The sequence below is a fragment of the Streptomyces sp. CBMA123 genome, from assembly GCF_014596465.1.
In the GTDB taxonomy this organism is placed as follows: Bacteria; Actinomycetota; Actinomycetes; order Streptomycetales; family Streptomycetaceae; genus Kitasatospora.
This window is the reverse complement of record NZ_MECK01000045.1, coordinates 1-23465: the sequence shown is the minus strand read 5'-3', so window position 1 is coordinate 23465 and position 23465 is coordinate 1. Positions and strand designations below refer to the sequence as shown.

Below are 23465 nucleotides of genomic sequence, written 5' to 3'. Positions count from 1 at the left end.
CGTAACCCGGAATTGACCCACCACCACACACCAATTCAACACAAGGCGACTAGGCCACCCCCCAAAGCCGCCAGAGCAACTCCGCTTCCACACCATCCCCTGCACTACCGGACCCCAGGAGTGACACGGCGCCTGGACGAACAGCAGGAACAGGACAAGCAGGAGGGACAGAACACGCAGGAGGGCTAGGAGGGACAGCAGCGGCGGGAGGGGCATGCGGTGCGGTTCGTGTTGCGGAGGTGTTGCGGCCGGCGTGGCAGGACCCCGTCCCGTAGTAGCGTCGGGCGTGAAGTCGCGCGTGGTGCGCGGCCGTTGACGATGATCTACGCGGGACGGGGGCCAGGCTTGGGAAGGGGTGATGGGTGTGGGACGGGCACGCGTTGCGGCGCGGATGATCGTGCACCCCGGTGTGGAGGACGTGAACGTCCAGCAGGTACTGGAGGCCCTCGCCGACCCGGCGAGGCGCTCGGTGGTGCGCACCCTGGCACACTCGGGCGCCGACCTGAGCTGCGGCTCCTTCGACCTGCCGGTCGGGCGCTCCACCTCCAGCCACCACTTCTCCGTGCTGCGCGCGGCCGGGGTACTGCGCCAGTACTACGTGGGCACCACCAAGATGAACACACTGCGCACCGAGGAACTGGAGGAACGGTTCCCAGGACTACTGTCCGCGGTCGTGGCCGCCGCCGACGCCGAGGCCCACGACTGCCCCTGACACCCCCGACACCCCCGAAGCCCTGACGCCCTGAACCTCCAGGGCCTCAGGGCTCCCGGGCCTCGGGTGGATAGGGCCTTGGGTGGCCGGGGGTCAGCCGGTGACGCTGACGACGATCCTGCCGGCCTGGGCGCCGCCCTCCAGGCAGCGGTAAGCCCGGGCAGCGGAATCCAGACCCTCGAAGACCCGGCCGACGACGGGCCGGAACGAGCCGCCCGCCACGCCCGCGGTCACGAAGGCATGCCCGCGGCGCAGCCGTTCGCCGTCACGGGTGACGTCGTGCATGTTGAAGAACCGGCTGGTCAGGGGGCGAAGGCGTCCTGGCCGGGATGGGGGTCTCGCGCAGGTCCAGGCGTCCGTAGAGGACCAGGCGTCCGCCGGGGGCGACGGTGCGTTCCAGGGCGCGTACGCCCGGTCCGGCGACGGGGTCCAGGACGGTGCGCACCCCGTGCCCGTCGGTGAGGTCCAGGACGCGGGCGGGCAGGTCCTGTTCGCCGTCCTGGCCGGTGACGATGACATGGGCGGCGCCGGCGTCCAGGAGCGTGGCGGTCTTGGCCGGGGTGCGGGTGGTCGCGATGGGCAGGGCGCCGAGGCGCCGGGCGGTGCGGATCGCGGCCAGGCGCACGCCGGAGGCCGCGGCCGTGAGCAGGACATGGTCGCCGGGACGCAGATGGCCGTCCCCGGCGAGGGCGCCGTAGGCGGTCAGGCAGGGCATCCACAGAGCGGCGCCCTGCACAGGGGTCAAGTGGGCGGGGCGGGGGACGACAGCGCGGGCGGGGACAAGGGCGTGGGTGGCGCAGACACCGTAGTCGTTCTGGTCAAAGGCGGTGACGGTGACCACCCGTACCCCGGGAGTGAAGCGAGTGACACCGGAACCGACGGCCTCCACGACACCCACAGCCTCGCAGCCGGGAATGGCGGGCAGTTCGGGCAACTCCAGGTAGGAACCGGCCACGAAAGAGGGCCTCCGCGCGGTCGAGGCCAAGCGCCTCGACCCTGAAACGCAGCTCACCAGGGCCGGGTCCGACAGGGAAACCTGACGGGCCGCAAGAACCTCACGTGCACCGGTAACAGCGAAAACGACCTTCCTCGACATGACGAACCCCCCGGGTGCGGGTGCGGTTCGGTACGGGTTCCGGCCAAGCCCGGGGGCTGCCCGCTGTCACATTGCGATGGATGTCGAATAAGGGGTGGCGGGCCTCTGCCGTACCGGAGTTGGGGTGACGCCGCAGGCTCAGCGGGGCCCGGCGGGTGGGGCCGGCGGGGACAGGCGGGAGGGGCCGGGCGTAGGGTGGTCGTCCATGATCGAGGACGACGCCCAGGAGTGGGCCGGCACACGCCGGTGGGTCGAGGGCGTTCTCGCGCCCGGCGAACGGATCGCGCGGGTCGAGGCGCTCAAGGGCGGCTGGACCTCGCGGATGCGCCGCCTGGACATCGAACCCGACGGCACCGACGGCACCGTCAACAGTGGCGGTGGTGGTGGCGGGTACGCGCTGGTGCTGCGCTCCTTCGTCAAGCCGTTCTACCGCCGCCACGCCCCGGGGCTGCTGGAACGCGAGGCCGGTGTGCTGGACCTGCTGGCCGGCGGCGGCATCCCGGCCGCGCGGCTGCGCGCGGTGGACGCCCGGGGCCAGTGGTGCGAGCACCCGTCGCTGCTGATGAGTCACCTGCCCGGACGGGTACGGGTGGAGGAGGACGGCGAGGTGGCGCCACGCGTGGCGCTGCTGGCCCGCCAGCTGGCCGCCGTCCACGCCCTGGCCGTACCCGAGGGACTGCGCCCGCGGACCTGGCAGGCATGGACCTCCCCCGAACACGTGCAGGTGCCCGCCGGCAGCGCGCGCCCGGCACTGTGGGAGCGAGCGGTGGCAGTGATCGGGCGCGCCGCGCCGGCCCACCGCGCCTGTTTCCTGCACCGCGACTTCCACCCCGGCAACGTGCTGTTCACCGGCAACGGCGCCTCTCTCACGGTCAGCGGAGTCCTCGACTGGGTCGAGACCTCCTGGGGCCCGGCCGACTTGGACGTCGCCCACTGCTCCACCGCCCTGGCCCTGCTGCACGGCGCCGAGACGGGCATGGCCTTCGCCGACGCCTACGAACGGACCGGCGCCACCCTGACCGCGACCGGCCCCGACCACCTGTACTGGCGGCTGCTGGACGCCCTCGCCTTCGCCCCCGACGCGGAGAAAGTCGCCGTCCCCTGGCGCGAACTGGGCCGCACCGACCTGACCCCGGCCCTGCTGACCGCACGCCTGGAGGACTACCTCCAAGCCCTGTTCGACCGCTACACCTGACCCACCCGCCAGGCCGCCCGCGAGTCCACAGCACCCGCCGCCATGTCCTCCAGAGCGTCAGGCACGGGCAGGACCTGCCCAACACCCGCGCACCCGCCGGCACCCGGCCCACGCCACGCCCCCGAGGCCGCCGCGACAAAGCCGACGGCGACGGCGACGGCCCCACGACCACAAACCACCCATCCACCCAACCCCGCCCTACAGGGCACTCTTCAGGGCCGAACACCGGGCACCGGCCCGCAGGCCAGGGACCGCCACACCCCTGCCGCCCCCACACCCCAGCAGCCAGGGACCGGGAATGTCCGCCCCTCGGTCACCCCACAAGGACACCGGCACACGGGCAGTAGGATCAACGACGTTGCCACCCGTCGTACACCACTGCCAGGAGGCCATTCATGACTCAGGTCACCCTCAAGGGAAGCCCTGTCGAGATCGGCGGCACAGTGCCCGCCACCGGCACCCAGGCCCCGCCCTTCACGCTCGTCGGCGAAGACCTCACCGACACCTCCCTCAACGACTTCGCCGGACAACGCAAGATCCTCAACATCTTCCCCAGCATCGACACCCCGACCTGCGCGACATCAGTGCGCACCTTCAACACCAAAGCCAGCGCACTCGAAAACACCGTCGTCCTGTGCATCTCCGCAGACCTGCCCTTCGCCCAGGCACGATTCTGCGGTGCCGAAGGCCTCGACAACGTCAAAACCCTCTCCACCCTCCGCGGACGCGACTTCCACCACACCTACGGCGTCTCCATCAACAACGGCCCCCTCGCCGGCCTCACCGCCCGCGCCGTCATCGTCCTCGACGAAAACGACACCGTCCTCCACACCGAACTCGTCACCGACATCACCAACGAACCGAACTACGAAACCGCCCTCACCACCCTCAGCTAACACACACCCCACAGTGCAGTGCAGTGCAGTGCCCCAGTGATCCCCCGCGGTCACCACCCGGCGGCAGAACACGGCACACCAGCCCGGGGAACGGCGTGGCAGGACGCCGCCGTGGACACCGTCCGGGAACTGCGCCGCCTGACGGGCTCGCCGGCCCGCGGGCACGGCGTCTACGCCCGCTCCGGGCCGGCCGGTCGTGCCGCGAGGTGGCCGAAGAGGTCCACGCGCTCGCGCTGCCCGCACAGGACGACGGCACGCCCGCCCGGGCCAGGGGCGCAGACGGTCCCGGCGCGGTCGCGGGCGTGCCGGCCGCCATCGTGCCCGTCGACACCGGGCGGGCCGTGGAACTGATGGCCCTCCTGCCCGACGACCTCGTCCGCCCCGGACACCCGCTGCGCGACCTCGCCGCCACCCGCCGCAGCGCCCGGCGGGTGGCCGGCCTGCTGGCGGCGAGGCCCGCCGGCTGACCAACCTGTCCGGCCCCCGGCACTTCACCGTCCTGCTCCAGATCGGCGAGGACTGAACACCCACCCCCGAACCCGACAGCCCCGGCCCGCTCAACCGACCAGGCACAACCAGGCCCGCGCGAGCACGGCGTGACCGGGCTCACCCTGCGACCCGCCCGAACAGTGTTCAGCCAGGCCACCGAGCGCCACGGATGGCACAGGCCCCACCAGCCCGCGACGAGCAACCGGGTAGCCGCACCCCAGGCCGTCCTCGCTCGCCAGGCGCCGGCAGTCGGTCACGAGCCACCGGTGAACATCACGGTGCTTCCCCGCCGGGCGGTAACCGTCATGTGCGTACTCGTTGCGCTCGGGTGAGGACGGGGACGGGGTCGGGGACTGCAGGGCCCCGGAACCCACCCGCACTCACACAACCAACCAACTCCGAAACACCAACCACCATCCGGCGCGGCAGCACGGTGGTGCCCCTTCCCGGGTGCTGCTCACGATTCGGCTCCACGGTGAGGCCGGACGTTCCCCGTTCGCGCGACCTGACCACCTGTTACCGTGCGCGGATGGACGATCTCGGACCCGTCGCCTGGCCACCGGAGCCGATCAAGACCGAGAGGCTCGTGCTCCGTGAGCCCGAGGCCCGGGACCGCGCGGCGTTCGTCGGGCTGTACGCCTCGCCGGAGGTGCACACCTTCCTCGGCGGCCCCCGACCCCGCCACGAGTTGGAGCGCGAGATGCCGAGAGTGCCCGAGCGGTGGCCCGGGAGCTTCGTGGTTGATCGCGACGGGTCGATGATCGGTCAGGTGCTGCTCAGGAGGGCGACGGGGCACCGCCGCCCGGCTGTTGCGGGGAAGGTCGATCTCGGCTATCTGTTCCTGCCGCAGGCCTGGGGATTCGGGTACGCCGCCGAGGCGTGCACGGCGGCACTCGGCTGGCTCGCCGGCGCCCTTCCGGGCGAACCGGTCGTGCTCACCACCCAGACCGCCAACGTCAGTTCGATGCGGCTCGCGGCAAAGCTGGGGTTCACCGAGGTGGAACGGTTCGAGGCCTGGGGCGCCGAGCAGTGGCTCGGCATGTGCTCGCCGATCACGCCCTCCGGCTGACTGCGACGCGCCCACGCACCCACCCGGCCGCCGCGCCGGAGGCGGCGTACCGCCCCGGCGGGCGGCCGCGACGCCGTCCGCTCGAAGGCGACTACGGAGCAACCTCGCCCTCGATCACCGGCCCGGCCGCAGCCCAGTAGCCGCCGTTCGTCGGCCGGCGCGAGCACAGGTCGTCGCGGACCTGCCCGGCCAGCCGCCGGGTGTCCCGCCGGTTGACCGTCGCGCCGACGCCCGCGCCCAGGAGCAGCGGGGTCACGGACGGCAACCGGCGCATCCAGCTGCGGGCGAGCCGGCGGCGAACCTGCTGGCGTACCTCCGCGCCCAGCGCGAGCGCCGCGAAGCCGGCCGGGCGGGTCAGCAGCATGGCGTCGATTCCCCGGCGGTTCGCCCAGGCTCCCAGGTAGGCCCCGGCCCGCTGGGTCGCACTGCCCTGCGCCGGGACGCCGTAGACCTCGTGCAGTTCGGCGATCAGCTTCACCTCCACGGCCGCCACCGCGAGCGTCTCGGCCGCGATCTCCACCGCCATCGCAGGCGGCACCGGCAGCATGGCCGCCGCACCGACGCCCGCGCCGAGCGCGGCGGCGGCCCGGGTGGCCCCGGCGACCAGCAGATCGGCCAGGTGCTCGGGGTCAGCCGCGTCCGGGTGCTGGGCACGGAGGGTAGCCAGATCGCGGACGGGGATCCGCGGCGCCGTCCGCATCAACTGCTCGGTGAGCGCCTTACCCCCGAGCACCGCTCCCCTGGCCGCCACCCGGCCACCGCCGCCCAGCCGCCGAGCCACGCCCGCCACCAGCGCCCGGCCCCGGCCACGCTCGACGTGGTACTCGGCGACGTGCCAGGCCCCGACCGGCCGCTCGGCCCCCTCGACCAGCTCGCTCAGGCCCTCGGCCAGGCCCGCCTCCGTCCCCGGACCGGGACCGGCCCGGGCGGCGGGATCATCGGCAAGGACGGTGTCGGGTCGCGCCGGATCAGCCCCCGAACCCTTGGGATCCGAACGGCCCGGCCACTTGAAGCGGCCCGCTTTACGGAAGACTGCCATGCATGTCGGTTACCCCGTCCACGCATCCGCACGCCCCACAGCGGGACTCCGGCCCGCACCGAGGCTCTGACCCGAGGCTCTGACCTGCACCGAACCTCGTGACGACCACCGGCTCATCGGTCACGCTGCGTGGCAGACCGCGGCCGCAGTCGACCTGTCCCGCCGCGGGTCGACCTGCCCCCTGTCATCCTGGTCCGGCCGCGACCACGAGGTCCCACATCGTCCTGGAGTCCTCCGGAATCCCGGAGTCCTGAAGGCCCGGATGCCTAAACGCCTGGACGCCTGGACACCGGCACTGCGCTCGCTGACGGAATCCCGTCGATCGCCTGCCGATGGTCCTGTCGGCAGCCCCAGCGCCTGTTGCCCACCGGCAGGACCGGCCCTGGCCTCCTAGCCGTTGCCGAGGGTGAGTTGGGCGATGGTCCCGAGCACCTCGGTGTCGTCCCCGTCGAGCAGCGAGGCGTGCACGGCCGCCGGGTCGCCCGCGGCATAGCCGTTCTGGTTCAGCGTCGTGACCGGGACGACCGCCGTCACCGTCGCGCCCGTGCAACTCGGCGCGAACCGGGCGGTGCCGAGGGCACCCGAGCGCCGGTCCTCGGCGATCACGGTCGCGGACCTGACGAAACCGCCGGCGTCGCAGGAGTACGCGAGGGTGACGTTCACCGTCCTGGAGGTGCCGCCGGCGACGGTCGCGCCGTCGATCCGCACACCGGCGTCGGCGTGCGCCGGAGCTGCGCCGGGCAGCAGCCCCACGGCCACTGCGGGGGCGCCGAGCCAGGTCACGATCCTGCCGTTCATGGGAACCCTTCCGTTGTCGGTTACCCGTCATGCTACGAACGACCGTGCGCACCAGCCAGGTTCAACCATGAACGTTGAAGCAGCGTTCATCCAGAGGCCCCTCCGTCCACGGCTCCGGGAAGCAGGGCTCAGCCGCCTGGAAGGCACCCCCGGGGCCCGGGTCACGACACCACGCGGCCCGGCGACGGGCAACAGGCGCCCGACGCGGGCGAGCTGGGAAACAAGCCACCCTGCAGTCCGGGCACAGTGAGCAGTTCGGCGAACCGGTCGAGTCCGGCGGTCACCGAGCCGGGGGTCGCCGAGAGCGACCCCGGAGCCTGGCCCGCCCACCCTCCTCATCCCCGCAGCCGCAGGCCGGCCACGGAAGTCGGGGAAGTGAGGCAAACGCCGCCCGACCCGCCGCGGGCGCCGGTAGCGTGACCGAATGGATCAAGACCAGCGGCACCTCCACGCATCCTCCTTCGGCGCGGCGGCGGCCGCCTACGCCGAGCACCGCCCGGACTACGCGCACTCCGCCGTGCAGTGGGCGCTGGACGCCGCGCCCGGCGTCGGCGCCTCACGCCGTCCCCGGGTGCTCGATCTCGGCGCCGGGACGGGCAAGTTGACGGCCACGCTGCTCGCGCTGGGGGTCGATGTCGTCGCCGTGGAGCCAGACCCGGCGATGCTGGGCGAGCTGCGCCGGGCGTTGCCGGAGGTCCGGGCGCTGTCGGGCAGTGCCGAGGCGATTCCGCTGCCGGACGGGTCCGTCGACGCCGTGCTGGCCGGCAATGCCATGCACTGGTTCGACATGGCGGTCGCGGGGCCCGAGATCGCCCGGGTGCTGACGCCCGGCGGGGTCCTGGCGGGGTTGTGGAACGTCCTGGACGACCGGGTGGGGTGGGTCGCCGGGCTGGCGCGGGTGAGCGGGCCGGCGGCGGTCGGGCCGCGTGACACCCCGGGCAGTTGGCGCGTCGAGACGGCTGCCGCGCACCTCCCGAGGGACGGCGGGGAGACCCGGTTCGGTTCACCGGAGCAGGAGGTGTTCCCGCACGGGCAGCCGCGCACCGCGGACTCCCTGGTCGCGACCCTCGCCACCCGCGCCGGGATGCTGGTGATGCCGGACGAGGAGCGGGCCGCCGCGCTGGGCCGGATCCGGGCGTTCCTCGCGAGCCGGCCCGAGACCGCGGACGACGGCTTCACCCTGCCGATGCTGACGGCCGTGCTGCGCGTCCGGCGGTTGTGAGGCCCCGCGCCTTCTCGTCCCACCGTCGGGGCGCAGGCCGACGCGAGGCCCGCGCCGCAACCGCCGGTCACAGTCGGCCCGGCACGCCCGGGCCATACTCGCCGGCATGACGCGCGTGCCCCGGCTGGTCACCTTCGCCCTGCGCGCCGCCATCGGGGCTGCGGCGCTCGCCCGGCGCGAGGGCGGCGGCCACGCAGCCGAGGACCCGCTCCAGCCCGTGGCCGAACTGCTCGTCGCGGCTCAGCCGCGGCTGGCGCGCCTCCATCGCGATCCTGCCGAAGATCGGGTACTGCCCGCTCTCCAGCAGTTGTTGGACGTACGGGTAGCTGCGGGCCAGCCACTCGGCCTCGCTCAGACCGCTGCGGCGGACCTCCTCGGTCCAGCTGACCTCGTCGCGTGCGTCGCTCTCGACGTAGCCGTTGAGGAGGGCGATCAGGCCGAGGTTCTCGTCGATCGGGAGGTGGGCGTCGAGGACTCCCATCACCCCTTCGATCAGCCGCAGTTGGTTGGGTCCGAAGCCAGGCACCGCGCGGTGCACGGTGGCGATCCACGGGTGCCGCAGCCACATGGCGCGCAGTCCGTGGGCGTAGCGGGTGAGGTCGGCGCGCCAGTCACCGGAGGGCATGCCCTCGACGTCGATCTCGCCCATCAGCCGGTCGGCCATCAGCTGGATCAGCTCGTCGCGGCCGGGGACGTACCGGTAGAGCGACATCGCACCGGCGCCGATCTCGGCGGCGATCCGCCGCATCGTGGCGGCTTCCAGGCCTTCGGTGTCGGCGATCCGGACGGCGGCCTCGGTGATCCGGGCGCGACTGTAGGCGGGTTTGGGCCCGCGGGCGGGGCGCTCGGGCCGCATCCAGATGTTCACGTACTCGGCTTCGGTCACCGTCGGTCCTTCTGCTTGCGTACACGGTACCCAGTAATCTAGCTTGGCCGCCATGACCGCGTACAACGTACTCAGTCGAGGGGTGGAGTGATGGCGGCCGGGACCGACGAACCCCCGCCCATCGCCGCCGAGGACCGCGACACCGCCGTACGACGACTGCGGGAGGCGTACGGCCAAGGGCAGTTCCCACACGAGGAGTTGGACGACCGCCTGCACCGGGCGCTCACCGCCGCCACCCACGACGAACTCACCGGGTCGCTCACCGGGCTCCCCGAGCCGCCCCCGCCCGCCACGGCCACCATCACCGGCGCCGCCCCCGGCGGGCGGATCCACCGGCGCGGCGTCTGGGAGGTCCCCCGGACCCTCACCGTCGCCTCCGCGCTCGGCCGGGTGCGCCTGGACCTCTCCCGGGCGGTCATCGCCCATCCGGTGGTCGACATCGAGCTGTACCTCGGCACCGGCGGCGCCGCGATCATCGTCCCCCGGGACGCGGTGGTCGACCTCGGGGGTCTGCGGACCGGCCGGAAGGCACCGCGCTACCGGCCCCGCCGGCCCGCGCGCCCTGGCGGGCCGGTCATCCGGATCTCCGGGGGCGTCGGGCTGGGACGGCTGAGCGTCCGTCACGCCCGCTGGTGAGCCCCAGGCTCAGCCGGTAACCGTGCGCACCGCCTCGATGAAGCCGCTTTCCAGGCCTGCGCCCTCCGGCAGCGGGCGTCCGTAGCCGTTCCCGACCTCGGCGAGGGAGGTCGTCCGGGCATCCCAGCCATGGGCGTTGAGCCACTGCTCGGTGTCGGGGCCAAGCCCGCCCTGCCACAGCTCGATGACATGGGCCAGCGCGGGATCGCGCGGGGTCCGGGAGACGTCCCGGCCCCGCTCCATCAGCAGCCGGCTGCCGGGGGCGGACAGCGAGCCGACGGCCGTGAGCAGCCCGGCCGCCTGCTCTGCGCTCAGGTAGACCACCAACCCCTCGGCCAGCCAGACGGTGGGGCGTTGCGGGTCGAAGCCGGCCTCGACCAGTCGGCGCGGCCAGCCCGGGTCCAGCAGGTCGCCGGGCAGGGCGTCGCGCTCACACGTCGGCACCGCGTCGGCGGAGTCGAGCACCCGCTGCTTGAACTCCAGCACCGGCGGCAGGTCCAGTTCCCACAGCCGGGTGCCGGCGGGCCAGTCCAGTCGGTAGGCCCGGGTGTCCAGCCCGGCGGCCAGCAGCACCACCTGGTCGGCGCCGGCGGCCGGCAGCCGGTCGTCGTAGAAGCGGGTCCGCAGCCTGATGTGCACGACGAGCCCCGCGGCGAGCCCGCTGACCGGCCGCCGGTCGGGGGCTCCGGTGGGCATCCCGGCGGCCTCGACGAACCCGGCCGCGTACGGGTCGGTGAACAGCGGGTCGGGCCGGACGCTCTCGTGGGCCCGTACCCGTGCGACGCCCAGGGCGGTACGGGAGACCGGGCTCATCGCGTCAGGTGTCGTCGTCATGCCCGTCAATCTATCGCCGCCTGACAAGTCCGCTCCGGCCAGCGGCAATTCCTCGCGCGCTCCGCCGTTCCCTGGCATGATCCGGTCTGCACCCAACGGACAGGAACGGTCTGCGGACGGCTGGGTACGGGCGGAGCGAGCAGCAACGGTACGGCCGGTGGGGAGATGCCGATGAACGCGCGGATGGCACGGACGACACCGACGACACCGACGGCAGTGACGGCACTGACGGCACTGACGACGCCGGACGGTGACGATGCCTGAGGACTCCGTCCCCCTCCAGGACGCGCAGCCGAAGTCGACGTCCCGGCCCCGGCCACCGAGCCCGAAGCCGCGCCCCGGCCTCGGCGGGCTGCTCCGGGCCGCCCTCCCCGCCGCACTCGCCGTGCTCGGCCTCGCCCTCACGATCCTCGGCTTCGTCCGGTTCACCGACACCTTCGAGCAGACCCGTGCGTACCGCGCCACCCCGACCTGCGCCGCGGACGCGAAGCCGGGCGCGGACTGCGTGACGCTGGAGAGCGGCCGGGTGACGAAGAAGGAGGAGGAGGCCGGCTCCGACTCGACCGACTACATGCTGACGGTGTCCCGCGAGACGGCGCCCACCGGCCGCTACGCCGTCGGCAAGGCCTTCTACGAGGACGTCGACGCCGGCACCACCGTGGAGTTGAGGATCCTCCACGGCAAGGTGTTCGAGCTCAGCTTCCAGGGGCACCGGTCCCGGCCCGAGAACACCCCGTACCTGACGATCTTCGAGTTCAGCGGACTGATCGGGGTCGGGATGATCATGATCATCGGCGGCCTGTTCGGGGACCTGGAGTTCATGCTCTTCATCTCCCTGGGGTACTCCGCCGGCGCGACGCTCCTCACCGCGTTCGGCTCCCTACTGCTGATCAGTCTCCAGTGGCCGCTGCTGGTCACCCTGCCCATCGCCGTCACCTGCTGGCTGATCGCGGCGGCCATCAGCCACAGCGCCTTCAAGGAGTTCTGAGCCCGGCCGCACCGCGCCACCGGACCGCGCCACCAGACCGGGCCACCCGAACCGCGCACCCCCGCCCGCCGGCCCTGTCCGACCCCCGCACTACGCTCCCCGCATGACCGCCGCACCGTACCCGTCCGAACCCCACGGCACCGAGGACACCGAAATCGCCGATGTCACCGAAGACAGCGATGTCACCGATGTCACCGATGTCACCGCTGCCACCGGGAACGACGAAACGTACGACGAGTACGAGGAGGCCGAGCCGGTCCCGAGCGAGGAGCTGGCCGCCGACCCCGCCTTCTGGTTCGCCCACCTCCTCCTCATCCTGAGCCACGACGTGGACGAGCCGGAGGCCTACGGCGTGCCGGAGGAGGCTTACGACGCCATGATGGCGCGGCTGTTCGACGCAGAGGCGCCCCCGCTGCTGTTCCGGGCGCCGTTCCGGCACGGGCACACCGCCTGCGTGACGTACCAGAGCTTCGAGGACGAGAGCCTCATCGACTTCTTCGTCGAACACCCCGACTGGGGCCGGTTCGGCTTCCTCGGGCAGTTCGGCCCGCACGGCTCCGCCCCGGGACTCTCCTGGCCGGAGCTGGTCAACCTCGCGCGGAGCGAGGGCGATCCGGGCGCCGAGGGCCTCCAGGACCGGGCGCAGCGACTGTTGCTCCTCCTCCCGGCGCTCGGCGACGCGGACACGCCCCTGGCGGAGGCCCGGCTCACGGTGGCCGAGGCACTGGTGGCGGTCGGGCTCCGCCCGGACACCGCCGGGGAGTTCGCCGCCCGGCTGCTGGGCGATCCGGCACGGCACGAGCCTCGGTGGGTCCTCACTCCGGAGAGCCCGATCCCGCTCTGCACGTCGGACTACAGCCCCCGGCAGGTGCCGCTCGCGCTCGGCATCACCGAGGAGCAGGCCCTGGCCCTGGCGGAGGCGCTCCAGGGGCGGTAACCGGCCGGTGAGCGATTGTCAGGTCCCGAACAAGGGAAGGAACCTCCCCACACCCGCCACCCACCGGGAGGACCTCCATGCACGTCAGGAACACACGCCTCAGGAACCTGCGCGTCAGGACCACCCACGCCAGGACCAGAACCGCATCCGCCCTGCTGACCGCCGCCCTCGCCGCGGCCCTCCTCGGCGCCGCCCCCGCCTGGAGCGCCCCGGCCACGGACGGCTCGAGCGCCCCGGCGGCGGGCGGACCCCGGCACCAGGTGGAGGCCTTCGCCGAGGACGGCTCCATCTCCCGCGCCACCGCCCCCGCCGCCTCCCCCTACCTGGCCGCCCCGCCCGCCGGCCTCACCGCACCGGGCGCCGACGGCGACGGTGCGGTCACCGCCCTGGTCCACAACGGCGACCCGGCCACCAAGCTCGACGTGGTGGTCATCGGCGACGGCTACTCCGCCCAGGAGCAGGGCAAGTTCCGCACCGACGCCGCCGAGAAGTGGCGCGAGATCACCGCCGTCGAGCCGTACGCCGACTACCAACGGCTGTTCAACGTCTGGGCGGTGTCCGCCGTCTCACCCGAGTCCGGCGTCACCGGCGACCCGGACCGGGCCACCGTCCGGCACACCGCGCTCGGCTCCTACTTCTGGTGCGACGGCGTGGAACGGCTGCTCTGCCTGGACGAGAAGGCCGTCGACCGCTACGCCGCCAAGGCCCCCCAGGCGGACCTGGTGATCGTGGTGGCCAACAGCACCAAGTACGGCGGCGCGGGCTACAACGACATCAAGTCCCCGCTCGGCTACGAGGGCATCGCCACCGTCGCGGGCGGCAACGCGAAGTCCGGCCAGATCGCCGTGCACGAGACCGGGCACTCGCTGGGCAAGCTGGCCGACGAGTACGCCTACGACGGCCAGGGCACGTACCAGGGCGCCGAACCGCCCGAGGCCAACCTCAGCACGCTGACCGCCGACCGGATGCGCGACCAGGGCACCAAGTGGGCCCGCTGGCTCGGCCAGGCCTCGCCCGACGGCGGGACGGTCGGCGGCTACGAGGGTGGCGGCTACTACCCGACAGGGCTGTACCGGCCGACCGAGAACTCGATCATGCGCTCGCTCGGACGCGAGTTCAACCTGCCCGGGCGGGAGGCCATGATCGCCGGTTTCTACCGCCACGCCACCCCGCTCACCAGCCCCACCCCCACCGGCAGTTGGCTCACGGCCGCCGAGCAGCTCATCGTCGACCTGCCGGTGCCCGGCACCGAACTGCGCTGGTACCTGGACGGACGCGAGCAGCCCCGCCTGCGCGGACGCACCGCCCTCGACCTCGGCGCTCTCCACCTCACCGGCCCGCGCTCCCGGCCGCACCTGCTCAGCGCCGTCGCCACCGACCCGACCCCGGCGGTGGCGGACCCTGCTCTGCGGAGCGAACTGACCGGCAGCCTGTCCTGGCTGGTGACCCGCTAGCGAACCCCGGCCCGGCCGATCGGGGCTGGGCGCGGCCTCACGAGACCCCGGCCAGGACGCCCGAGGCGGCCGGCACCCGAACCGTCGGCACCGGACGGTCAGGGCGTCGCCCCGGGCCCGGCAGCGGACCGCCGTCGGGCCCGGGGCGCCGGAGCCGCCCGCCGGGGAGGTTCGGCCCCGGGGAGTGTCGGAACGCGTCCGCCTCCCACCCACCCACTCGACCACATCGCTTCCTCGGCCACTACGCCTTCACCCGCGCCCCGGCCCCCGGCCCCCGGCACGCGCCCGCCGGGCGACCCGCACGCCGCCGAAGAGGACATCGCGGAGGCGTGAACCCGCCGCCCGCCGCCTGCCGCCCGGCACTCCGGGTCCTCGCCCCGGGAGTCCTGCCCCGCCCCCGTTCGATTCGCGACACCGCGTCGGGGGCCGACGGGCGCGCGAGGCGGATCCCCCCGTGTGACCCGGATAACTTGTGTCACGACACATGTGCCGTGTAATGTGTCCGATATGAACACTTCAGAGAAGATTCCGACCCTGGTCTTCATCCCCTGCTTCTCCGGCGCTCCGTGGAGCGCCGAGCAGCTCGCCCCCTACGGCCAGGCTCCCCAGCGCACGCTGCGCCTGCCCGAGGGTGTCGACGACATCGAGCGCTACGCCGACCACGTCCAGGACGCGGTCGCCGACCTCGACGACTACGTGCTGGTCGGCGACTCGTTCGGCGCCAACATCGCGCTCGCGCTCGCCACCCGCCGCCCGAAGGGCCTGCGCGCCCTGGTCCTGTCCGGCGGCTTCGCGGCCAACCCGGTCGACTCCAAGCCGTGGAAGGCCCTGATGCGGGTGATCGGCAAGGCCCGCGGCCCGCTCTACACCCAGCTGACACTGCGAGCCCACGCCCACCGCCTCGCCTCCCCGTTCGACGGCGAGGGACAGGTGCCCTGGAGCGAAGCGCGCAGCCGCGACCTGTTCCTCGCCAACACCCCGGCCGCCTCCTTCGGCGCGCGCGTGCAGGCCAGTCTCACCGCCGACTACGTCGACGCGCTCGGCCGGGTCCAGGTCCCGACCCTGATCCTGTCCCCCTCGCACGACGTGCTGATCGGCGAGAACGCCTCCACGATCATGCTCACGGGCATCCCCGACGCCCGGGAGGTCGTGCTGCCGCGCACCGGCCACATGTTCCGCTTCTCCCACCCCGCCACCTACGCCGCCGCGGTCGAGGACTTCCTCGCCACCGCCCTGCCCGGATCCCGGACGGTCACGGGTGCGTAAGGCCGAACACCTGCGGTTCGCGATCCTGGCGGCCCAGCGCGAAGGCAACCGGCTGCTGATCCAGGCCCTCAAACCCCACGGCATCACCCCCTCGCAGGCCGAGGTGCTGCGCCTGCTCCAGCAGCACGGCACCTTGAGCCTGAGCGGGCTCGGACAGCTCCTGGTGTGCGAGAGCGGCACCAACCCCAGCCGGCTGGTCGACCGCGTCGTCGCGGCCGGGCTGGTCGAGCGCCGCACCGACGCCGAGGACCGCCGCTACCTCCACCTCAGCCTCACCCCCGAGGGCGAACGCCTGGCCACCGAGGTAGCCGGCATCGAAGCGTTCCTCTACGCCTCGATGGACACCGCCTGCGAGGGCCTGGACACCGACGCCATGCTCGCCTTCCTGCACAACTTCATCGACCCCCTGCCCTCGGGCAAGGCCCTCAACAAGCGCCTCGGCCTCGACTGACGCCACGACCGCACGGGAGCCGTCGACCGCGCGCCCGGCGAAGGAACGACCATGCAGTTCGAGAACACCCTGACCATCCACGCGCCCGCCGACGAGGTCTTCGCCTACCTCGCGCGGCCCGAGAACCTCCCCCGCTGGAACTACGCGCTCGACACCACCGAGCGGACCTCCCCGGGACCGATCGGCGTCGGATCGACCTACCGCCAGACCCGCACGCTCCCCCGCCCGGCCGAGGAACACTTCCGCATCACCGAGTACGACCCCCCGAGCCTGCTGACCGCGGAAGGCGACTTCGGCCCGCTCACCGGCACCACCACCTACCGGCTGACCCCGTTCGACCAGCACACCACCCGACTGGTCAACACCGTCCACCTCACCGCCTCCGGAGCCCTCAAGGCCGTCGCCGCGCTCGCCGGCCCCCGGGTCAAACACGCGGTCGCGAAGAACCTCGACGTCCTGAGGGACATCCTCGAAACCCGATGACCCCCCGCACCCCCGACTGCCCGCCCACAGACGACCGCGGGGACAGATCCGCCGCCGTACCGCTAGTTCCCGTTCCCGTACTCCCCGAAGGCCAGGTTCTGGCGGGCGCCGAGGAAGTAGTCCTGGCCGTCCTCGAAGCCCAGCGGCCCGAGCAGCTCCTGCAACGGCCCCCACAGCTGCGGCGGGACGGGGTACGAGCCCGCCATCATCCAGTCGTCGTCGCCGAGTTCGGCCGCGAACAGGTGGCGGACCCGCAGGTACTCCTCCCGACCGAGCAGTCGGGAGGAGTGCTGGCGGTCGTCCGCTCCGTACCCCTCCAGCTCCCAGAGCACGTTCCGTCCGTCGGCGAATAGGGAGTCCTGGTGGGCGTGATCATGGTTCACGCCCACACCCTAGTGTCAGGTGAGCGGTCGGCGCTGGTGCGGCACCTCCGGAGGGCGCCGCCGCAGCGGGGCCAGTTCGCGCTCCAAGGTCCGGACGTCCCGGGCGATGCGCGCCGCGAGCTCCCTCGGCTCCGTGTCGCTCGGCAGTCGGCGCGTCCAGGAACGGGCCTTGGCCGGGCCGTCCTGGACCATGTGGAAGGTGAGCCCCACCCTGCCGCCGACATCGGCCAGGCTCACCAGGATCCGGGTGTCGGAGAGGTCGATGGTGACCTCGTTGCCGATGCACGAGCATGCCACCAGGCCCTCGATGTCCTCCTCCGCCAGGTACCTGGCCAGCGGAACCGCCCTCCCCCGGACCAGAAACGGACGTGCCACCGAACCCACGGGAACCGCCTCCTCTCGCCGTACGCGTGCTGCCCCGGCCAGGCGCAAGCGCGCCGCAACAGTCCGGGCTCCGCCCATGCTCCACCACGCCACCGGAAAGCGCCAACTCGGTGTCTCACCAAGTGAATTGAGCGCAGGCACCAGACCGGCGCACCGGCGCACACCCGGGCGCACCGGGCGGCTCAACGGGCCTCCGGGAGCGGCTGGTTCGGCGCCGACCGGACCATCGGCCGGCCGGGACCTGCGAAGTGCCCACCCACACGCGGCAGATGGGCACCGGAAGGGCGCGCCGGCCCCAGCGGCTCAGCGGCCGGCCCGGCGGTTCAGCCGTCGTGCCATCGATTCAACGGCCCCGAACCGACGAACCATAGCCGCCGCACACACACCCGAGCGATGCTCGCGCATGCGCCCGCCCGGCGCCGTCGGGCGGCCCGGGGCGCACCGGACTTGCCGACGGCCCGCCACCGCGCGTAGCTTTGAACATGTTCAGTTTGAACTCGTTCAAAGCTCCCGGGGGGACCGGATGACAGGACGCCTCTTCGCCTTCCGAACCGATCGGCCCTGGCCGATCGCCCTGTTCGCGTCGGTCACCTGGCTGCAGCCCTGGACACTGATGGGCACGACCGCGGCCTGGTGGATCCTCACTCTCTGGGGCCTGTCCCTGGCACTCACCGCGCTGCCCCTCGGGATCGCGGACCCGCTGACCTTCCGCCACACCTGCCTGGCCGTGGGCGGGGTGGTGCTCAGCACCCAGGTCACGCTTGCCGCCCCGTACCTCCCGCTCCCGCCGCCGTTCTCCGTCATCCTGTTCCCGGCCGGCGGCCTCCTGCTGCTCGCGGGCTGGAAGCGCGGCGGCCTGACCCGGGCGACCCTCGCCGCGCTCCTGCTCGTCATCCCCGCCGCGACCGCGTTCGCGACGCTCTTCCCGCCGCCCTGACCGCACCACGCCGATCGCACCGCCCCCACCGCACCACGCCAGTCGCACCGCCCTCACCGCCCCACGCTGAACGCGCCACGCTGATCGCAGCCCCGCGATTCCACCCACGTTCACCGTCATCTCCGGGGGACCTCATGAACGACCGTCCGTGTTCGCTCCGCGCCGACCGCCCGTGGCAGCTCGTCGCGCTGGCCGGGGCCAGCTGGCTGCCGCCCTGGGCGGTAGCGGGCCGCGACGTCAACGGGGAGATCGTCGCGATCTGGCTCCTGCTGCTCGCGCTGACCGTGCTGCCGCTGTCCTACCGCGACCCGCGCGCGTTCCGCCGGACCTGCCAGACCGTCGGCGGGATCCTGCTCGGCCTGGAGATCGTGGTCTCGATACCGTTCCTCCTGCTGGTCCTGCCGTTCCTGGTCGCCTTCCTGCCGGCCGGCGCAGTGCTGCTGCTCGCGGGCTGGAAGCGCGGCGGGCCGGTCCGCACCGGCCTCGCCGCCGTCCTGACGGCCTTCCCGTTCGTGGTCGCCGTCGGCGTGCTCTGCCACTCCCATTGACCCCGCCCGGGCGGCGCCCCGGCCGCCGCCGGGGCATCATGACGGAGGAATCGCCACCGTTCACCGAGCGTGACGACCGGGACGCCACCCGGCGAAGGAGGCCCGTCATGACCGACCCGTCGAAGTCGACCCCGTCCCACCGCCCGCAGGCGCCACCGGGGGTGATCGCCACCGATGTACCCGCCCGGCTGGACCGGCTGCCGTGGTCCCACTGGCACTGGCGGATCGTGATCGGCCTGGGCACCGTCTGGATCCTGGACGGCCTGGAGGTGACGATCGTCGGCAACATGGCGGGTCGCCTCGCCCAGGACGGCAGCGGCATCTCGATCACCACCAGCCAGGTGACCACCGTCGCCGCCGCCGTCTACGTGGCGGGCGCCTGCACCGGAGCACTGTTCTTCGGCTGGCTGACCGACCGGCTCGGCCGCAAGAAACTGTTCATGGTCACCCTCGCCGTGTACCTGGCCGCCACCGCCGTCACCTCGCTGTCCTGGACGGCCTGGTTCTTCTTCCTCTGCCGCTTCTTCACCGGCTTCGGGATCGGCGGTGAGTACGCGGCGATCAACTCGGCGATCGACGAGCTGATCCCGGCCCGGGTGCGCGGCCGGGTCGACCTGATCATCAACGGCAGCTTCTGGATCGGTGCCGCGGTCGGCGCCTTCGCCTCGATCGCCCTGCTCAACACCTCGCTGTTCGCCACCGACCTCGGCTGGCGGCTCGCCTTCGGCATCGGCGTGGTGCTGGGGCTGGTGATCCTGCTGGTGCGCCGGCACGTCCCGGAGAGCCCGCGCTGGCTGTTCACCCACGGCCGGGCGGAGGAGGCCGAACAGGTGGTGGCCGAGGCGGAGGAGGCGATCGAACGGGAGACCGGACGGCCGCTGCCGCCGGTCACCGGGGAGCCGATCCTGATCCGCGAGCGCGAGCCGCTCGGCTTCGGCGCGATCCTGCGCACGGTGATCGCCCGCTACCCGCGCCGCACCGCGCTCGGCCTGGCGCTCTTCATCGGCCAGGCCTTCCTCTACAACGCGGTGACCTTCGGTTACGCGACCATCCTGACCACCTACTTCGCCGTACCGGAGGGCAACACCGGGTACTACTTCGCGGTGATCGCCGTCGGCAACTTCCTCGGCCCGCTGCTCCTCGGCCACCTCTTCGACTCGCTGGGCCGCAAGCCGATGATCGCCGGCACGTACATCGGTTCCGGCGTCCTGCTGTTCGCCACCGCCGCCCTCTTCGAGCGCGGCTCGCTCTCCGCCGCCTCCATGACGGGCTGCTGGACGGCCGTGCTGTTCCTCGCCTCGGCCGGGGCCAGCGCGGCCTACCTGACGGTCAGCGAGATCTTCCCGCTGGAGACCAGGGCCCTGTCCATCGCCTTCTTCTACGCCGTCGGCACGGCGGTCGGCGGCATCAGCGGCCCGCTGCTCTTCAACGGCCTGGTGAGCAGCGGCGAGGTCTCCGACACCACGCTCGCCTTCTGCATCGGCGCGGCGCTGATGACGGCCGCCGGCCTCGTGGAGGCGGTGATCGGCGTACGGGCGGAGCGGCGCAGCCTGGAGTCGTTGGCTGCGCCGCTCAGTGCCGTCACCCGGTCACCGGGTTCCTAGGGTCCGTCTTCGAACCGCCGCCTGCGGGGCGACGCCGGGGCACGTGCTAGCGGAGCACCCCCCGGACGGCCTCGGGGTCGGTGGGCGCGAGCGGGGCGGCCTCGGCGGCCTGGGCGGCCGATCCGGCCGTGAGCGCCTTGGCGGCGGGCGGCGGGGTGATGTACGCCGGTGCCGGGTCGTCCTCGGGGGCGCAGGTCTTGGCGATGCGTCCCTTGCCCTGGGGCAGGCTGCCGTCGCGCAGGTAGGCGGTGAAGGTGTCGTCCAGGCAGGCGTTGCCGTGGAAGAGGATCTCGTGGAAGCTGCCGCCGTTCTGGACGACGAGCTTGGAGCTCGGCAGGGCGTCGTGCATGGCGAGGCCGCCCTGGTAGGGGGTGGCGGCGTCCTCGGTGGACTGGAAGAGCAGGACCGGAGGCAGGTTCTTGCCGGTGATCTTCAGCCGGCCCGCCGGGTTGCCCTGGTAGGGCCAGAACATGCAGGCGGCGTTGTACCACATGTTGTTATAGGCGTAGAAGGGTGCGCCGGCGTTGACCTTGGCCTGGTCCTTCTTCCAGTACTCCCAGTCGCGCGGCCAGGCGTTCTCGGTGCACTGGGCGGCGTTGTAGGCGGGGAAGGCGCCGTCGTCGGCGCCGGGGGCCGCGTACTTGTTGTAGGCGATGTTCAGCGGCCGGGTGTCGTGCTGGGTGAGGTAGCCGGAGAGCACGGTGGCCATCCGGGGCCAGCGCAGGAAGTTGTAGCCGCCGCCGTAGAAGGTGTCCTCGAACTCGGCGGGGCCGATCTTCCCGGGTGCCGGGGCGGCGTCGACCGGGTCCTTGCGCAGCGCGTCCTCGACCTGCTGGTAGGCCTTCGCCACGGCCTGCGGGTCGGTGCCGAGGTGGTAGACGGAGTCCGCCTTGGCGGCCCAGGCGGTGAAGGCGTCGAAGCGGCGCTGGTGTTCCTGGTCCTGCAGCACGTTGTGGTCGTACCAGCTGATGCTCGGGCCGACGATGCTGTCCAGCACCATCCGGCGCACGTGCGAGGGGAAGAGCTGGCCGTAGGTGGAGCCGAGCGAGGTGCCCCAGGAGCCGCCGTAGTAGTTGATCTTCGGCACGCCGAGGGCCCGGCGGATGCTGTCCAGGTCGCGGGCGTTGTCGACGGTGGTCATGTGCGGCAGCAGCCAGGACCAGTCGGCCGCGCAGTCGGCCGCGTAGCCGGCCGCCTTCTTCAGCCAGGCCTTCGAAGTGCCCTGGCTCAGCTGGTAGTCGGGGCGTTCGGCATCGAAGTAGTGGGCGTCGCAGATGACATGGGGGTCGCTGCCGTTGGTGCCGCGCGGGTCGAAGCCGATCCAGTCGTAGGTGGAGGCGACGTCCGCCGGGATGCTTCCGGAGATGTAGGCGGGCATCCAGAGCCCGGAGTCGCCGGGGCCGCCGGGGTTGAGCAGGATCGGGCCCTGCTGCTTGTCCTTGGGGGCGGTGGCGGGCAGCCGGTTGAGCTTGATCTTGATCTTGCGGCCGTGCGGGTCGGCGTAGTCCACCGGCACGTCGAGCATCGCGCACTGGAGCGCCGGGGTCTTGGCGTCGTTGCAGGAACTCCAGGCGAGCTTGCCCTGGCCGGTGTCGGCCAGATCGGGGCCGTCGGGCTCGGTGGCGGAGGCCGGGCCGACGATCCCGCCGAGGGTGGCCACGGCTGCGGCGGCCGCGAGGAGGGCGATGGCTTTTCTCATGGGGAGCATGATGTGACATGTGCAATGGCACATCTAGGGTCCGAACCGGACTTTACCAAGCTTTGACCCGATCGCGGGTGCCCAGCTGATCATCAGACCTTTACCGCCGCAAGGCCGTTGACCACGCGAAAGGCCCCAATCCATGACTAGCATCTGAAATCCACTCTGTTCGGACGCCAAGCGCCTGGGAGGGGCGGCGCCGGGCAGACCAACAGGAGGGCTCAACCGCGTGTCCCACCAGCACGTCCATCCCGTCAGCTCCCGCCCGACTCCGGCCGACGTCGCGCTACCGCCCGCCCTGCCGTACCCCGACGGCTGGGCCGCGCTCGCGTTCTCCGCCGAACTCAGGCCCGGCACGGTGCTCACCCGCCAACTGGCCGGGGAGGACGTGGTGCTGTACCGGCTGCCGGACGGCCGGCTGCGCGCCGTTCGCCCGTACTGTCCGCATCTGGGCGCCCACCTCGGGCTGGCCGAAGTCCAGGGCCGCGACCTGGTCTGCCCCTTCCACCGGTTCGCGTTCGACCCCGACGGCCACTGCGTGCGAACCGGCTGGAACACCCCGCCGCCGAAGGCCGGGCTCTCCCACCTGCCGGTGCGCGAGGTGAACGAGGCGGTCTTCGTCTGGCGCCACCACGACGGCCGGGAGCCGGACTGGGAGATCCCCGCCTGGCACGTGCTGGCGGACCAGCCGCTGCGCCACGCCTCCGTCGAGATGCCCGGCTACGCCCAGGACGTCATGGAGAACTCCTTCGACCTCGGCCACTTCATCACCCTGCACGGCTGGCCACAGGGCGAGTTGGCGTCCCCGGTCGAGTTCGACGGGCCGCACTTCCACATCTCGATGCTGGTGCGGGAGAAGTTCCCGCTGGTAGGGATGCGCGAGGTGGAGGTCGAGGTGGACGGCTACGGCCTCGCGGCGCTGCACACCGATATCCACACCCGCTCGCTCGGCCTGCAGATCTGCTCGCTGGTGATGGCCACCCAGGTCTCCCCCGCCCGGATGCAGCTGCGCCAGGCCGGCCGCTTCGCCCTCGCGGAGCCGGCCGGTCTGCCGCCGGTGGTCGCCCGGGCGGTCAGCCGTACCGCGACCAGGCTGCTGGCCGGTCCGATCTTCAGCCGCACCACCGAGTTCACCTCGGACGACTTCCCGATCTGGTCCACCAAGAAGTACCTCTTCCGGCCACGGCTCGCCGCCGGCGACGGACCGATCGGCGCCATGCGGCACTGGGCCCGGCAGTTCTACCCGCCGGACCACCGGGGGCACCTGCCGGCGCCGGCCTCCCTGGCCGACCGGCACGACCGGCACGGCCGGCCGACACCGGACGGCATCGGCTCGCTCCGGTAGGGCCGCTGCGCGGGCGCCCTCCGGCCGAGGTGACGTGTCGTCGACGGCGGTGTGGCGGTGGGACTCCACCGGGCCACCGCGCCGCCGCGCCGCCGCACCGTCGCGCCACCGCAC

Annotated in this window: 26 protein-coding genes; 17 read left to right on the top strand and 9 right to left on the bottom strand. The window is 72.6% G+C overall.

Features of this window, described 5'->3' with window-relative positions:
- Positions 1-358: 358 nt before the first annotated feature.
- The gene (locus BG452_RS07690; RefSeq protein ID WP_188303434.1) at positions 359-712 is read left to right on the top strand and encodes an ArsR/SmtB family transcription factor; all 354 of its coding nucleotides are present in this window, start codon (positions 359-361) and stop codon (positions 710-712) included.
- Between the two features lie 93 nt (positions 713-805).
- Here the strand turns inward: BG452_RS07690 and BG452_RS45370 are convergent, their stop codons facing one another.
- Together BG452_RS45370 and BG452_RS07685 are read right to left on the bottom strand one after the other, a co-directional pair.
- Positions 806-997 (bottom strand): zinc-binding dehydrogenase, encoded by a 192-nt coding sequence (locus BG452_RS45370; protein ID WP_262985984.1) that lies wholly within the window; start codon positions 995-997, stop codon positions 806-808.
- Positions 978-1667: a zinc-binding dehydrogenase gene (locus tag BG452_RS07685; RefSeq protein ID WP_317620942.1), complete on the bottom strand. Its 690-nt coding sequence runs from the start codon at positions 1665-1667 to the stop codon at positions 978-980. The genes BG452_RS45370 and BG452_RS07685 overlap by 20 nt, the downstream gene beginning before the upstream one ends.
- A gap of 346 nt (positions 1668-2013) precedes the next feature.
- On the opposite strand from BG452_RS07685, the gene BG452_RS07680 reads away from it, so the two are divergent.
- From BG452_RS07680 to BG452_RS07665, 4 genes are all read left to right on the top strand, one after another.
- Positions 2014-3003: a phosphotransferase family protein gene (locus BG452_RS07680; RefSeq protein WP_188303433.1), complete on the top strand. Its 990-nt coding sequence runs from the start codon at positions 2014-2016 to the stop codon at positions 3001-3003.
- Between the two features lie 395 nt (positions 3004-3398).
- Positions 3399-3899, top strand: coding sequence for a thiol peroxidase (tpx, locus tag BG452_RS07675; RefSeq protein WP_188303432.1), 501 nt, complete (start codon positions 3399-3401; stop codon positions 3897-3899).
- Between the two features lie 206 nt (positions 3900-4105).
- A complete protein-coding gene (locus BG452_RS07670) occupies positions 4106-4366 on the top strand; it encodes a hypothetical protein (RefSeq protein ID WP_188303431.1) in 261 nt (86 codons plus the stop codon).
- 551 nt (positions 4367-4917) lie between these two features.
- The gene (locus BG452_RS07665; protein ID WP_188303430.1) at positions 4918-5457 is read left to right on the top strand and encodes a GNAT family N-acetyltransferase; all 540 of its coding nucleotides are present in this window, start codon (positions 4918-4920) and stop codon (positions 5455-5457) included.
- A gap of 91 nt (positions 5458-5548) precedes the next feature.
- Here the strand turns inward: BG452_RS07665 and BG452_RS07660 are convergent, their stop codons facing one another.
- The gene (locus BG452_RS07660) at positions 5549-6496 is read right to left on the bottom strand and encodes a hypothetical protein (RefSeq protein ID WP_223241899.1); all 948 of its coding nucleotides are present in this window, start codon (positions 6494-6496) and stop codon (positions 5549-5551) included.
- A 390-nt stretch (positions 6497-6886) separates the two neighbouring features.
- Complete coding sequence (locus BG452_RS07655) at positions 6887-7294, bottom strand: hypothetical protein (protein WP_188303429.1); 408 nt, start codon at positions 7292-7294, stop codon at positions 6887-6889.
- A gap of 424 nt (positions 7295-7718) precedes the next feature.
- Between BG452_RS07655 and BG452_RS07650 the strand changes: the two genes are divergently transcribed.
- The gene (locus tag BG452_RS07650) at positions 7719-8516 is read left to right on the top strand and encodes a class I SAM-dependent methyltransferase (protein WP_188303428.1); all 798 of its coding nucleotides are present in this window, start codon (positions 7719-7721) and stop codon (positions 8514-8516) included.
- A 67-nt stretch (positions 8517-8583) separates the two neighbouring features.
- Here BG452_RS07650 and BG452_RS07645 read toward each other — a convergent pair whose 3' ends face one another.
- On the bottom strand, positions 8584-9402 hold the full coding sequence (locus BG452_RS07645; RefSeq protein WP_188303427.1) for a TetR/AcrR family transcriptional regulator: 819 nt from the start codon (positions 9400-9402) through the stop codon (positions 8584-8586).
- A 90-nt stretch (positions 9403-9492) separates the two neighbouring features.
- On the opposite strand from BG452_RS07645, the gene BG452_RS07640 reads away from it, so the two are divergent.
- Positions 9493-10038: a DUF1707 domain-containing protein gene (locus BG452_RS07640; RefSeq protein ID WP_188303426.1), complete on the top strand. Its 546-nt coding sequence runs from the start codon at positions 9493-9495 to the stop codon at positions 10036-10038.
- A 9-nt stretch (positions 10039-10047) separates the two neighbouring features.
- On the opposite strand, the gene BG452_RS07635 is transcribed toward BG452_RS07640, so the two are convergent.
- Positions 10048-10872, bottom strand: coding sequence for an SAM-dependent methyltransferase (locus tag BG452_RS07635; RefSeq protein WP_188303425.1), 825 nt, complete (start codon positions 10870-10872; stop codon positions 10048-10050).
- Positions 10873-11128: 256 nt separating this feature from the next.
- On the opposite strand from BG452_RS07635, the gene BG452_RS07630 reads away from it, so the two are divergent.
- The 6 genes from BG452_RS07630 (at position 11129) to BG452_RS07605 (ending at position 16451) form a co-directional block, all read left to right on the top strand.
- Positions 11129-11860, top strand: coding sequence for a hypothetical protein (locus BG452_RS07630; protein ID WP_188303424.1), 732 nt, complete (start codon positions 11129-11131; stop codon positions 11858-11860).
- A gap of 103 nt (positions 11861-11963) precedes the next feature.
- On the top strand, positions 11964-12797 hold the full coding sequence (locus BG452_RS07625; RefSeq protein ID WP_188303423.1) for a hypothetical protein: 834 nt from the start codon (positions 11964-11966) through the stop codon (positions 12795-12797).
- A gap of 77 nt (positions 12798-12874) precedes the next feature.
- Entirely contained in the window at positions 12875-14251 is a 1377-nt protein-coding gene (locus BG452_RS07620) for a M64 family metallopeptidase (RefSeq protein ID WP_188303422.1), read from the top strand.
- 507 nt (positions 14252-14758) lie between these two features.
- Positions 14759-15517, top strand: a complete 759-nt coding sequence (locus tag BG452_RS07615; protein ID WP_188303421.1) for an alpha/beta fold hydrolase — start codon at positions 14759-14761, stop codon at positions 15515-15517.
- On the top strand, positions 15510-15968 hold the full coding sequence (locus BG452_RS07610; RefSeq protein ID WP_188303420.1) for a MarR family winged helix-turn-helix transcriptional regulator: 459 nt from the start codon (positions 15510-15512) through the stop codon (positions 15966-15968). The genes BG452_RS07615 and BG452_RS07610 overlap by 8 nt, the downstream gene beginning before the upstream one ends.
- Positions 15969-16019: 51 nt before the next feature.
- Positions 16020-16451, top strand: coding sequence for an SRPBCC family protein (locus BG452_RS07605; protein WP_188303419.1), 432 nt, complete (start codon positions 16020-16022; stop codon positions 16449-16451).
- A gap of 62 nt (positions 16452-16513) precedes the next feature.
- On the opposite strand, the gene BG452_RS07600 is transcribed toward BG452_RS07605, so the two are convergent.
- Positions 16514-16834, bottom strand: a complete 321-nt coding sequence (locus BG452_RS07600; protein WP_188303418.1) for a hypothetical protein — start codon at positions 16832-16834, stop codon at positions 16514-16516.
- Positions 16835-16849: 15 nt separating this feature from the next.
- Positions 16850-17209, bottom strand: a complete 360-nt coding sequence (locus tag BG452_RS07595) for a hypothetical protein (RefSeq protein WP_188303417.1) — start codon at positions 17207-17209, stop codon at positions 16850-16852.
- Positions 17210-17741: 532 nt separating this feature from the next.
- On the opposite strand from BG452_RS07595, the gene BG452_RS07590 reads away from it, so the two are divergent.
- The 3 genes from BG452_RS07590 to BG452_RS07580 all read left to right on the top strand — a co-directional run bounded on the left by BG452_RS07590 (position 17742) and on the right by BG452_RS07580 (position 20307).
- A complete protein-coding gene (locus tag BG452_RS07590) occupies positions 17742-18155 on the top strand; it encodes a hypothetical protein (protein ID WP_188303416.1) in 414 nt (137 codons plus the stop codon).
- 134 nt (positions 18156-18289) lie between these two features.
- The gene (locus BG452_RS07585; RefSeq protein ID WP_188303415.1) at positions 18290-18703 is read left to right on the top strand and encodes a hypothetical protein; all 414 of its coding nucleotides are present in this window, start codon (positions 18290-18292) and stop codon (positions 18701-18703) included.
- A gap of 107 nt (positions 18704-18810) precedes the next feature.
- A complete protein-coding gene (locus BG452_RS07580; RefSeq protein WP_188303414.1) occupies positions 18811-20307 on the top strand; it encodes an MFS transporter in 1497 nt (498 codons plus the stop codon).
- Positions 20308-20353: 46 nt separating this feature from the next.
- On the opposite strand, the gene BG452_RS07575 is transcribed toward BG452_RS07580, so the two are convergent.
- On the bottom strand, positions 20354-22006 hold the full coding sequence (locus BG452_RS07575; RefSeq protein ID WP_188303413.1) for an alpha/beta hydrolase: 1653 nt from the start codon (positions 22004-22006) through the stop codon (positions 20354-20356).
- 229 nt (positions 22007-22235) lie between these two features.
- On the opposite strand from BG452_RS07575, the gene BG452_RS07570 reads away from it, so the two are divergent.
- Positions 22236-23351, top strand: coding sequence for a Rieske 2Fe-2S domain-containing protein (locus BG452_RS07570; RefSeq protein ID WP_317620941.1), 1116 nt, complete (start codon positions 22236-22238; stop codon positions 23349-23351).
- The last annotated feature ends 114 nt before the right edge of the window (positions 23352-23465 follow it).